Genomic DNA, 14313 nt, shown 5'->3' with positions numbered 1-14313 from the left:
TTTTTTTTTATATGTAAATCAATAAAAAATTAGGTAATATCCTTTAAGTAATCTTTTTCATATTCGTAAAAGTTGTGCTTATTTTCCTTAGTCTTAATAATTACGTATTGGACTTTTTATAGTTATGGAGTAAGTTATGATTGATGAATTATATGATTATTGAAAGTTATATGAAAAATAACTTCAAAAATGATATTTCCTGTGCAAAATTGATAGTGCGATTAATAATATATTAACACTATATTTTGTAATTTAGCAACCCTTACTATAACAGCAAAATTCTAAATAATAACAATGTCAAAAAAAGCTATTTTAGAAATCGACGGTAACAAATATGAGTTCCCTATAATCGAAGGAACTGAAAAAGAATTAGGAATAGATATCAAAACTCTCAGAGGTGCTACAGGTGGTATCACTACAATAGATCCAGGATATAAAAACACAGGAAGTTGTGAGAGTGCAATAACTTTTCTAGATGGAGAAAAAGGAATTTTAAGATACCGAGGATATTCTATAGAAGAATTAGCAGAAAAAGCAGATTTTTTGGAAGTAGCTTATTTGTTGATTTTTGGTGATTTACCAACTGCAGAACAATTAGATAAATTCGATAAAGACATTAAAGAAGAGTCTCATATAGATGAAGACATGAAAAGAATCCTAGATGGATTCCCTAAAAGCGCTCATCCAATGGGTGTGCTTTCTTCCTTAACAAGTGCGTTAATTGCTTTTAATCCTGGATCAGTAGATGTAGATTCAGAAGAAGCAATGTATGGTGCAATTGTAAAAATAATGGCTAAGTTTCCTGTTCTAGCTTCATGGACGATGAGAAAGCGAAAAAGTCTTCCTTTGGATTATGGAGATAGTTCTTTAGGGTATGTAGAGAACTTGAGCAAAATGATGTTTTCTAGACCGAATAAGACATATGAAGCTAATAAAATTGTAAATGATGCACTAGATAAACTATTAATTTTGCATGCAGATCATGAACAAAACTGTTCGACATCTACAGTAAGAATTGTAGGTTCTTCTCATGCAGGTTTATTCGCTTCCTTGTCAGCTGGTATTTCTGCTTTATGGGGTCCATTACATGGTGGAGCCAATCAAGCGGTTATAGAAATGTTAGAAGCAATTAGAGAAGATGGAGGAGATACTGCAAAGTACATCGCTAAAGCGAAAGATAAAGAAGATCCATTCCGTTTAATGGGATTTGGACATAGGGTATATAAAAACTTTGATCCTAGAGCAAAAATTATAAAGGTTGCAGCAGAAGAAGTATTAGGAGATCTGGGGATAGAAGATCCTGTTTTAGATATCGCTAAAGGGCTTGCAAAAGTAGCCTTGGAAGATGAATACTTCGTTAAAAGAAAACTTTATCCGAATGTAGATTTCTATTCTGGGATTATCTATAGAGCTTTAGGTATACCTACAGAAATGTTTACGGTTATGTTTGCTTTAGGTAGACTTCCAGGTTGGATTGCGCAGTGGAGAGAAATGCGTCTGCGTAAAGAACCGATAGGAAGACCAAGACAAATATATACAGGAGAAACTTACAGAGCGTTTAAATCGGTTTCTGAGAGATAATAAAAGTATAAAAAGTAAAAAAGGGTATTGATTTTTTCAATATAGTAAATTGAAAATGAGCTGCTAACTATGTTAGCGGCTTTTTTGCTTATTACGGGTATTGCAATAAAATAACGAACTAATTACATTTTAGTAAATGTATTTGGAGTAGTAAGACTTTTTTAATGTGAATAAATGTACATGTTAAGATCTTTCTTTTATTAAAAAACACTAAATAATGTTTAGTGTTTATTCTATTTTAATTAACATTTCTTAAATAATTGTTTAATTTATTTTTGAGGATTATTTGTTTTAAACTTAGTTTTATTGAAGTATTATTATTATTTCGAATGTTTGAAAATATATTTTTTAAAAATTCAAGAAAATTCAAATTTTAAGGTAACATTATTCCCCGTTGCGTAACTAAGTAATACGGAACTTATATTTAAATTCTACTTAGATGCTAAAACTATTGAACTCTTGGAGTCATGGCTATGTTGTTATTCCTGTAATTTGCGCTTTACAAAAAAGAGGTTTTTTTAAGTCAGTAAATAAGATTGATTTTTCTTTGGAAGAATTGTCTGAAATTATATCGTTCAATTCCGGATACATGAAAGCCACCTTAAGAATTCTATTATCTATGGGGTGGTTTAAGATCACTGAAAATGGTAAGTATCAATTGGTAAGCCAAAAAACGGAAGACGTTCCAATCTCCTTGTTAGAACTAATTAAAAAAGATTGTTTTAGTAAGGAGTCACCAATTGAAGATGTACAACTGTATTCGGATATACTAGATGACTTGAAAAAAGGATGGAATTGTAAGGACCCTTTTTTAATATCTATGCTCGATGGTATTACATTAATACCAATAATGCTGAAATTAAGAGCATGTTCTGAAAATTATAAGTATCAATTCGATAAAGAAATATTTCACGGGAAAATACAGTCTAAAATTGTTGCTTTATTTTTTGAAAGAGGATGGCTGATGAAAGAAGGTGATAATATCAGTTTTTCCGATTTTGGTAATACACTAATTGACAAAGCAATGAATTTCGGAACAGTAGTTTCCTATACGTCGTTGCTTTACAACATGGAATCGTTACTTTTTGGAAATCCAAAAGAACTTTTTGAATATTCTGATGAAGGTCATGAAGTACACGTCGATCGAAGCTTAAATGTCATTTCTAGCGGTTTTCAGCATCAAAGATATTTTAAAGAAGTTGACGATATTATTATAGATATCTTTAATAAACAACCTTTTGATAATCAACCGTCTTACGTTGCTGATATGGGATGTGGCGACGGTACCTTTTTGAAGAGAATTTATCAAACAATTACAGAAAATACTGAGCGGGGTAAGGTATTTGATAAGTACCCACTAAGATTAATAGGAATTGATTTTAACAAAAAAGCACTTTTAGAGACAGAAAAAACATTAGGAGAGATTCCTAATTTGCTGATTACAGGAGATATCGGAGATCCGGAAGCTTTATACGAATCACTATCTGAACGAATTGATGACCCTGAAAATGTATTACATATAAGATCATTTTTAGATCATGACAGACCATATATTCCTGCAAAAGAGGAATTTCCTTATGTAGATTCTGAAAGTTTTAGTATTGATAAAAATGGTCAACTAATAGATGAAAAGTTAGCTTTTGGAAGTTTAGTAGAACACTTTGATAGATGGGCAAAGTTGAAGTCCAGATTTGGTATTATTATCTTAGAAGTACATTCTTTGCCTTTCTCCATGGTGAATAGGTTTTTGAATGAATCCGAAAACTTACATTTTGATGCATATCATGCCTTTTCTCACCAGCATTTAGTCGAAGCATCGACATTTTTGTTAGCAACTGCAAATGTTGGGTTATTTCCTGATGAAAATTTTTCTAAAAAATTTCCAAGTCAATTACCTTATTCTAGAATTACCTTAAATTATTTCAAAAAAGAAAACTACGCTATACGAACTGCATCCGAAAAGGACCTTGATGAACTGTATCAGTTAGAAAAAGATTGTTGGCCTAAAAACCTTAGAAAAAGCCAGCGTATAATAAAAGAGAGAATTAAAAAAAAACCTACGAATCATTTTGTGATCCAATTTGAAGGGAAAATAGTAGGTGCAGTTTATACACAGTATATCGAAAGTGTCGAGGTTCTAAAGAATGCTAAGTTTGAAGATATCGATCAACTGAATCAGTCCAGCTCTGATATTATTCAATTATTAAATCTGAATATAACCCCTTCCTGCCAGCATATGGGTTTAGGAGATAAGCTATTGAAGTTTCTAGTAACACATTTGAAATTAAAGGGTGTTGTAAAACGAATTGTTGGAGTAAGTCGTTGCAGAGATTTTATTGAGGAGTCAGGCATTACCTATGAAGAATATGTACGAACAGAAGACCAAAGAGGGCTTCCACTTGACCCTATTTTAAGATTTCATGGCTTACACGGCGCAACAGTTTCGGATATTTTGTTTGGATATCGAAAAAGGGATAAAGAAAATTTAGGAAATGGAGTCCTTATAAGCTATGACTTGTTAAACGAATCTAAAAGTTCTCAAAATAGAAATGAAGAAAAGAAATTTTCGGGAGATAAAATGTTGGAAGGAATTAAAAATGATATCTATCAAAAAATAAATAAACTATTACGTTCTTCTTCTGATTTTGATTTTGATGTTCCTTTAATGGAAATGGGACTTGATTCTGCTGATTTAATGGAATTAGGCGTTTTAATAGATAATACATATCAAATTAAAACACCATCCACATTTTTTTTCCAATTTAACACACCTAAGGCTATTGTAAATAGGTTATTGGAGCTATCTCCTGAAACCATACTTGATAAAGAGGAAAAGCATACACGATCAAGCGATTCTCAACAATTGAATGAAGAAGGGATTAAGGATACGTCTGATAGCAATGAGGTAGCCATTGTTGGGTATAGTTTCAGACTTCCAGGTGCTTCTACAAATAAAGCACTCTGGGATATTTTAGAAAAAGGAAAGACGGTAATAAGCGACACACCAAAAGATAGATGGATCTGGCCAGAATGGATTGATATATATGAAGAGCATAAGGGTATAAACCTGGGAGGATATGTTGAAGATATAGATAAATTTGATGCTTCTTTTTTTAGAATAACACCAAGAGAAGCCGAATTAATGGATCCTCAACAAAGATTATCGCTGGAGTTAGTATGGGAGTTATTAGAGAATTCGGGTTATAAGCCTTCCAAAATAAAAGGGAGTAATACTGGAGTATATGTAGGAGTAAGCGGGAGTGATTATGAATTGTTGTTAAGAGATAATAAAGTAGAAGAAACCTTATCAGGAACAGGAACTTCTACAGCAATAATCGCCAATAGACTTTCTTATTTCTATGATATTGAGGGACCGAGTATACAGATCGATACCGCTTGTTCATCTTCTCTTGTAGCTTTAAATGAGGCTGTTAAATCAATAAAAACTGGAGAAAGCGATCAAGCAATCGTAGGAGGTATAAATATCATATGTCATCCCTCTCGCAGTATTTCTTATTATAAGTCCAAAATGTTGAGTAAAGATGGACGGTGCTTTACTTTTGATGAAAAAGCAAATGGATTTGTAAGGGGAGAAGGAGCGGTATATATGTTGCTTAAACCTTTAAAAACAGCTCTAAAGGAAGGAGACAAAATACATGCTGTTATAAAATCTACTGCGGTAAATCACGGTGGTCAATCAGGTGGTCTCACTGTTCCAAATCCGGAAAAACAACAGAAACTTATTGAAAATGCATATATAAACGCCAAGGTGCCAATTGAATCCGTGGACTATATAGAAGCACACGGAACTGGAACGGCATTGGGAGATCCAATAGAAATTTCTGGGTTATCCGAAGCATTTAAAAACCTCATACATGCTAAATCAAACAACTCCTATGCTAGTAAAAACACTAAACACAGAATAGAAATAGAACCTTGGTGCGCATTAGGTTCGATTAAAACAAATGTAGGTCATTTAGAAGCTGCATCTGGAATAACTGGATTGCTAAAAGTGCTATTGTCAATAGAAAAAAAGAGCCTACCCTCTTCTTTAAATTTTGATGTATTAAACTCTAAAATAGTATTAGACAATACACCTTTTTATATTCAGAATGAAACAAGTAATTGGATAAGCAAGAACGATAATAATATTTTAAGAGCTGGTATAAGTAGTTTTGGACTGGGAGGCGCTAATAGTCATGTAGTTATAGAATCTTATCCGGGTCAAACGAAAATACAAGACACCATAAAAAACCAACCTTATCTTTTCATTTTATCAGCAAAAAATGCAGATAGATTGAATGAATATATAGATAAAGTTATATTTCATTTGAAGGAAAACCCACTTATCAATCCTCTAGATCTTTCGTATACTTCACAAGTAACAAAAGAGGATTTGGCCAATAGAGTAGCTATAATTTACAAAGACTTGGCAGGTTTAACTCAGAAATTAATTGATTATAGAAATCACAAAGAATCAGAAAAAATTTATAGAAACACTGGTCTAAGGGAAGAAAATCCAGTTTCGATGCCAGATGGTTTTAGAATGAATTCTGATGAAGATAATTTAGTTAAAATTGCTGAATATTGGTGTAATGGGGCTATAATTGATTGGAGTCGATTGTATTCGAACTATAGACCAAATAAAATTGAATTTCCCTCCTATCCTTTTGAAAAATTACGTTGTTGGATTCAGAAGGATGACTCTTTGGAAGAAAACAAAAAAGAAATCCATTCCTTAATACACATTACCAAATCCGATAGAGAACAACCAGGGTATAGCAGCGAATTTAATGGGAACGAATATTTTTTTACCGATCACATAGTTTCTGAAGAAAAAGTATTTCCTGGAGTTGCCTATTTGGCGATCGCAAAAGAAGCGGGTAAAAGAAGCTTTCACAAAAGGGTTACCGCTTTAGAAAATGTTAATTGGTTTCAACCAATATCGGTGTCGAAAGATCATCAAAAAGTAAGTGTCAAAACTCACATCAATAAAGAAGGTTCTTACGAAATTATAACGGAATATGATGGAACCAAAGTGCTACATGGATCTGGGAATATTCAAACTACCGTTTCTAGGTTGGAAAATAGGTTTTTTGATCTAAATGCAATCAAAGGAAGATTGCTAAACTCAAAAAATAGAGAAGAATGTTATCGTTTGTTAGCTAAAAACGGTCTTCGTTATGGTCAAAGCTTTAAGGGGATTAAAGGGTTTTATTACAATGAAAAAGAAGCGTTGTCTAAAATAGAATTGCCTAGTAAAAATGATCCTACTTTACTAGGAATTATGGATTCGGCATTTCAGACTTGTGTATTGCAAAATATGATGATGGATGATGCACCTCGGGTTCTTATGCCGTTTAGTCTTAAGCAACTAAATATACTTGGAGACCTACCTGAAACTGTATGGTGTTATGTTCGAAATCACTCAAACAAACAACTGAAAAAGAACGTATCTACTTTCGAGATAGATCTTTTTAATCAAGAAGGTGAGGTTATTTTTAATTTTAAAGAATTAATACTACTACCACAACCACAGAATAAGAAATTAGTAAATACTATTGGAAACGATAACGGAGTAACGTTATCGAACAATAACCTCTTATACGTTCCTGTTTGGGAAAAAGCTAAAGCACTTCAAATTGAAAAAGGAATTAGTGACGGGGTCCATACGCTGGTAACAGATGGTAGATCAACCAGTTTATCAGAAGCGATAGGTAATTATTTAAGTGATCGGGGATGTCAGTTTGAAGAAGTTGCTTCTTTTGATCAAATTAATAGAAGAACAACAAATGTATACTTCTTATCAGGATGGTACGATGAAAATATCCAATATAACAATGTGGATATTTATGATGGAACTGAGCTGTCAATATTTGAATCCATTAAATCCTTGCTACGTTCGGATTGCGATATTCATAACCTTAATATTACCGTTTTTACCAAAAATACAAAGCAAATCTTTGAAAAAGATTTAGCTACTCATCGAGGAGGAGGAGTCAATGGATTAATGAGTTCGTTGGCAAAAGAAATACCTTCTGTGAACATTAGAATTATTGATTTTGAAAATAAAGAGTTCGACCATAAAGAAATAGAAAAAATATTACGTGCTCCTTATATCAATGATGTAGTTGGTTATCGAAACGGTAATTTTTATAAAAGAAAATTATCTAATATCACACTAAACCAAAGAACCGGTACCAGACTAAAAGCTAATCGAGTTTATGTGATTTTAGGTGGTGCGGGTGGAATTGGCAAAATAACAACACACTATTTGGCAGAAAAATACAATGCTCAAGTAATATGGTTAGGTCGTAGAGAATTAGATAAGGATATTCAGAAATCACAAGACGAAATTGAACAAGTAGGACCTAAACCGCTCTATATTCAATGTAATGCAAATAATAAACTTGAGCTGTTACAAGCTTATGATAAAATCAAAAAGTTATATCGATCTATAAATGGTTTGTTTCACTCTGCATTGGTACTCAATGATATGAGTTTGATGAATATGAAAAAAGAAGATTTTATTAGTTCTTTTTCAATAAAAGCAATAGCAAGCCATAATTTAGTAAGTACCTTTAAAAAAGAGCCATTAGACTTTATTTGTTTTTATTCTTCCATTCAATCTTACTGGAATGCACCAGGTCAAGCTAATTACTCTGCAGGTTGTACCTACAAGGATTCCCTATGCAACAGTTTAAGAAATACCCTGAGTATACCTATATACACTATTAATTGGGGGTATTGGGGAGAAGTAGGTGTTGTCGCTTCGGAAATCTATGCAGAGAAAATGAAACAAATGGGGATGGATAGTATTTCTCCAAAAGAAGGAATGGAAGTCTTGGAAAAAGTTTTATCCGGGAAGCAAACCGAGATTATCGCTATGAAACTTAACAGTCAGCGATCCGCAATAGTTCAAAACAAACTAATGGATAAAATGATGATTGATCTAAAGGATAGCTCGGCTCTTTCCCTTGTTACTCCAGAGATTGATGCATATAATAAAAACCAGATGGCTGATACAGAACTTAAACTTGTTTGTAGCAAAGGAATATTACAAGTGTTAATAGAGATGGGGCTTATGGAGTTCACTCAAAGTGAAAGAAATGAGCAATTAACGGATGATATATGTCAGTTTCTGAACATAGTTCCAAAATACAATAAGCTATTTGATGAAATTCTTAAATATCTAGAAGAGTTAGATTACATCCAAATATTAGCAAATGACATTTCAATCGATGAAAAACTCAGGGAAGAACTTAGAGATTATGATATTTCAAGTGAATTCGAAAGAATCAGATTGGAATATAAAGATTTAGCATCTTATATAAATCTTTTAGAAAGATGCTTTACTTCTTATTCAGAAATATTAAGAGGAAATAATCATGCGGTAGATATTATTTTTCCCAATGGAGATTTGAACTATGTTGAAGGTATTTATAAAGGGAATTACAGGTTCGATTATTTTAACCAAACGTTAGCTAAGACTGTAAAAGAGATTGTAAAAAATGGCATAGAAAATAATGGTATCAATAATAAGATAAGAATTCTGGAAGTAGGAGCGGGAACTGGTGCCACAAGTGAAGCTCTTTTTAAGGAATTATCTCAATATAAGGACAATGTTATTTACTATTACACAGATGTTTCGAATCGATTTTTGATATATGCTCGTGATCAATATTCGGATCAGACACCATACATCAGGACCGCTATACTTGATATAGAGGACGAAGAAGTACATAAATCCTTAGATATTGGGTCCTTTGATATCATTATCGGCTCAAATGTTATACATGCAACCAAAAGCATATCTAGTTCATTACTCAATATTAAAAGGCTACTAAAAAAGAATGGGATTTTGGTATTGAATGAGCTGAAAAAGAAAGACATATTTTTCACACTTACTTTTGGATTGTTAGATGGATGGTGGGGATACCAGGATCAAGAATTAAGAATAAAAGGGAGCCCTATACTATCAGAAGAAAGTTGGAAAAATGTACTTGAAGAAGCTGGATTTGATGACTTTATTTCATTAGAGAATAAAGAAGATATACCTCAACAACTTATTTTGGGTAAGAGTAATGGCCAAGTACTTATTCCTGCAGAAAGAGAAAAAACAGACATTACAGAGTTAAATACCTCTCAGTTAACCGAAAAACAATCAAATTCAGCAGAATTAAATTTACAAGAATATGCAGAATCATATCTAAAAAGAGTTTTTTATAAAGTGTTAAAACTTGAAGAAAAATCAATAGATGTTTACGCTTCTTTTGAGTCTTTAGGAATTGATTCTATATTAATAGGGTTACTGTCTAAAGAACTTTCTAGGAAATTTGACAAATTCCAAACTACGGTATTTTTTGAATTCAAAAATTTAAAACAACTTTCAGAATATTTTGTTCAGCAATATGGAGAGAGCTTAAGAAGAGAGATTAATGGAAAGGACAATGATTTACAAAATAGCTTTAGAAACAATTATTTGGATCATGAAGTACTCGAAAAAAAGAATACGCTTTCAGATGAGTCAAAGTTCTATGTAGAAAAAGAGAAGTTTTTACAAGAAGAGATAGCCATAATTGGATTGAGTGGTAGGTATCCCGGTGCAGATAATATGGAAGAGTTTTGGGAAAACCTAAAAACAGGAACAAACAGTGTTACCCAAATACCAAAATCCAGGTGGGATATTGATCCATTTTATGATGTTAAAAAAGGGAAAGAAGGAAAGATAAATTGTAAATACGGAGGCTTTATTAACGGGGTAGAAGAATTTGATCCTCTTTTCTTTAATATCTCGCCAAAAGAAGCAGTGAAGATGGATCCACAAGAAAGGTTGTTTCTTCAGACAACCTGGGAAGCGATCGAAGATGCGGGTTATAAGGCAAGTGAATTATCAAAAGAGTTTTCTGAAGGAAAGAAAACAGGGGTTTATGTAGGCGTAATGTATGAAGAATATAGTTTTTTTGGAATAGAGAAAACTATAGAAGGAAAACCCACTACACTAGGTGGTACTACATCTGGAATTGCTAACAGAGTTTCGCATCATTTGGATTTTGATGGACCAAGCATGGTAGTTAATACAATGTGCTCTTCTTCCTTAACTGCAATTCATTTAGCTTGTAACGATTTGATTTTAGGAGCTTCAGATGTAGCTATCGCAGGAGGTGTAAATATCTCAATTCATCCCAATAAATATCTTATGCTTAGCCAGGGAACCTTTTTATCTAATAGAGGTAAGTGCGAAAGTTTTGGAAGTCAGGGAGAAGGTTTTGTTCCTGCCGAGGGCGTGGGAGCGTTACTTCTCAAAAGACGGGCAGAAGCAGAAAGAGATGGTGATAGAATCTATGGTATAATTAAAGGAACAGCAATTAATCATGGAGGAAAAACAAATGGATATACAGTTCCAAATCCAACAGCTCAATCATCTGTGATCAAAACTGCTATTAAAAATGCTAGAATAAAAGCCGAAAATATCAGCTATATCGAAGCACACGGAACTGGAACCAGTTTGGGCGATCCTGTAGAAATAGCAGGCCTAACAAAAGCTTTTGGAACTCAAAAGAAGCAATATTGTAGCATTGGATCTATAAAGTCCAATATCGGACATTGCGAGTCTGCTGCCGGAATTGCAGGCATTACAAAAGTACTTTTACAGCTTAAATACAAAAAACTAGTCCCTTCATTACACGCATCTCAGCTTAATTCTAATATTGATTTTGACACCACTCCATTCAGGGTTCAGCAACATTTAGAAAATTGGAACGGCAAAAACGATATTCCCAGAATAGCAGGAGTTAGTGGCTTTGGAGCAGGAGGAAGCAATGCCCATATTATCATTGAAGAATATCAATCAAAACAGTCATATCAATCAAAACAGTCTGATAAAGGGAAATTCAATATCCCGGTAATTATTGTTCTTTCTGCAAAAAGAACGGATAGACTGAGACAGTATGTACTAAATTTAAAAACGCATCTAGAAAACTATCCAAACGAAAATCTTTATGATATAGCAGGTACACTGCAAATGGGTAGAGAAGAAATGTCTAAAAGATTGGCATTTACTGCTCACAATATCGAAGAGATAATTGAAAAATTAATAAAATACTTAAGTAACGATACTAACAATATATCTATAGGTAGCGTTAAAAAGAATACTCTTAACTATCCACAAGATTCCAAAAACCTTGATTTCATTGCGGATGCTATTAGGAATAAGAAATATGATGAGATTTCAAGAAGTTGGGTAGAAGGCGTATTTATTGATTGGTCATTACTTTATACAGATTTTCGTCCAAGAAAAATTAGTCTACCAACATATCCATTCGCAAAGGAACATTATTGGATACAAGATAATTTTGATTCGAATATTGTTTTTCCAGAAAAATCATTAGAAGTTGAAGAGTTAAGTGCCTTAATGCCAACCAATGTTTCGCTGATTCAACAACAGGTAGTTGATAAAATATGTGACCTAATTCATAAACTATTAAAAATTGATAAGGCACATATTGAAATTGATGAGGATTTAGGAGATTATGGTTTCGATTCGGTAACATTAACAAAATTTTCTATAAGTCTAAATGAATTTTATGATTTAGATCTTAAACCAACGATTTTTTATAATTATTCTACAATTGAACTTTTAGTTGATTTTTTAATCGAAAATTACTTAGCGAAAGTAAAAATTGTACATGGTGATAGCTTAAATGAAAATAGTCTTCATGCTAAAGAAGATTTATCCAAGGTTAAATCATCTTCAATTGATCTGGCTAACATTGCAGAAAATAGTGTTCCTCTAGATCATAATTTTAAAAAATCATACAAGTATTTAGCTGATTCTTCCCATAAATCATCAGCAGTTGCGGTGGTAGGTATAAGTGGTCGTTTTCCAGGTTCTCCAGATGTAAATACTTTCTGGGACCACATAAAAAATAACCAAGACTTAATCACTGAAGTTCCGGAATCCAGATGGAAATGGGAAAAATATTATGGGAATCCTTATCTGGATAAAAATAAAACGAAATCAAAATGGGGAGGGTTTATCGATGACATTGATAAATTTGATCCAATGTTTTTTGGGATTTCACCAAGAGAAGCAGAACTTATGGATCCTCAGCAAAGAATTACTTTAGAAGCAGTTTATGGTGCTTTTGAAGATGCTTCGATCCCTATTAGCAAAATAAAAGGAAGTAATACAGGAGTATTTATAGGCTGCTCAAGTTCAGATTATTCAACACTACTTAATAAAAATGAATACGCCGCGAGTCAGGCTCAATTTTCTACAGGTATTGCACATTCTATTTTAGCTAATAGAATATCATATTTATTTGATCTCCACGGGCCAAGTGAACCTATTGATACCGCATGTTCAAGTTCATTAATTTCGATTCATAGAGCGGTTGAATGCATAAGACATGGGCAATGCGATATGGCTATAGCAGGAGGTGTAAATGCCTTACTGTCTCCAGAGCTAACTCTTTCGTTTAGTCAAGCAGGGATGTTAAGTGAAGATGGTAGGTGTAAAACTTTTGATGATAGCGCTAATGGTTATGTTAGAGGTGAAGGAGTTGGAATTGTAATCCTTAAGCCATTACATCAAGCTCAGAAAGATGGGGATCAAATTTATGGGGTGATAAAAGGTTCTTCCGAGAATCACGGAGGAAAAGCCAATACCTTGACATCACCAAACATGAATGCCCAAAAACAACTATTATTAGATGCTTATCGTAATTCGAAGGTAGATGTAAGGAATATCGGGTATATAGAAGCCCACGGAACCGGAACCGCCTTGGGGGATCCAATAGAAATAGATGGTCTAAAGGCGGCATTTGATGATTTGTTTGAAGAACAAAATATCGCTAAACCTGAAAAACCTTACTGTGGAGTAGGAAGTGTAAAAACCAATATAGGACATTTAGAAGCGGCAGCAGGAGTAGCTGGGTTTTTAAAAGTATTACTATCCTTAAAACATAAATTAATACCTGGGAATCCTCAGTTAAAACAACCAAATAAATACTTAGATCTAGCGAAAAGCCCCTTTTATTTACAAAAAAGCACAACACATTGGGAAGTCAAAGATCATCAATTGAGAGTAGCAGGGATAAGTAGTTTTGGTGCAGGAGGAAGTAACGCCCATCTAGTGGTTGAAGAATATGGTTCTGATCATCCAAAACAATATAATACAAGCGACCCAGCAGTTATCGTATTATCTGCATCCGATAAAAATGGACTTAGAAATAGAGCAGTTGATATTTTAGAATATATCAAATCAAACGCCGATTTAAACCTTTATGAGATTGCATATACACTACAAGTAGGTCGAGAATCAATGGATGAGAGATTAGGATTTGTTGCAAATACTATTTCTGAATTAAAGGAAAAACTAGAACTGTATTTGGACCATAACTCCAAAAAGTCTATTTCCAACTTGATGTATACAGGTAATAGTAAAGAAGAAAATGCCACTTCTATTTTAAAAGGAGAAGCAGGTAGAGCATTCATTCAGAAATCAATTGAATTAAAAGAGTCCGAGTCGTTGGCCCAGTTATGGGTTAAAAATGTCTTTATTGATTGGAATCTGTTATACGGAATAGAAAAACCAAACAGAATAAGCTTGCCTACATATCCATTTGCAAGGGAGACATATTGGATACCATCAGATATATCAGGGACAGAGAATAAAAAGAAAACAAAATTACACCCATTATTACATTTTCAAAATTAGAAAACAGCGTT

General features: G+C 33.2%; 2 protein-coding genes. Both read left to right on the top strand.

The genetic code is table 11. The features are described 5' to 3' along the window. The first annotated feature begins 294 nt into the window (after positions 1 to 294). Positions 295 to 1581 (top strand): citrate synthase, encoded by a 1287-nt coding sequence (locus tag Q1A73_RS18110; protein ID WP_299608355.1) that lies wholly within the window; start codon positions 295 to 297, stop codon positions 1579 to 1581. A gap of 439 nt (positions 1582 to 2020) precedes the next feature. Further along, complete coding sequence (locus Q1A73_RS18105) at positions 2021 to 14302, top strand: SDR family NAD(P)-dependent oxidoreductase (protein WP_299608353.1); 12282 nt, start codon at positions 2021 to 2023, stop codon at positions 14300 to 14302. The last annotated feature ends 11 nt before the right edge of the window (positions 14303 to 14313 follow it).

This window comes from uncultured Aquimarina sp., assembly GCF_947492115.1.
In the GTDB taxonomy this organism is placed as follows: Bacteria; Bacteroidota; Bacteroidia; order Flavobacteriales; family Flavobacteriaceae; genus Aquimarina.
The sequence above is the reverse complement of the archived record's forward strand: the minus strand, read 5'-3'. Positions and strand labels throughout refer to the sequence as shown.

What these genes read in the sequence shown, in the direction of transcription:
- Q1A73_RS18110 (WP_299608355.1), top strand. Translation starts at nt 295, where the DNA reads ATGTCAAAAAAAGCTATTTTAGAAATCGACGGTAACAAATATGAGTTC.
- Q1A73_RS18105 (WP_299608353.1), top strand. Translation starts at nt 2,021, where the DNA reads ATGCTAAAACTATTGAACTCTTGGAGTCATGGCTATGTTGTTATTCCT.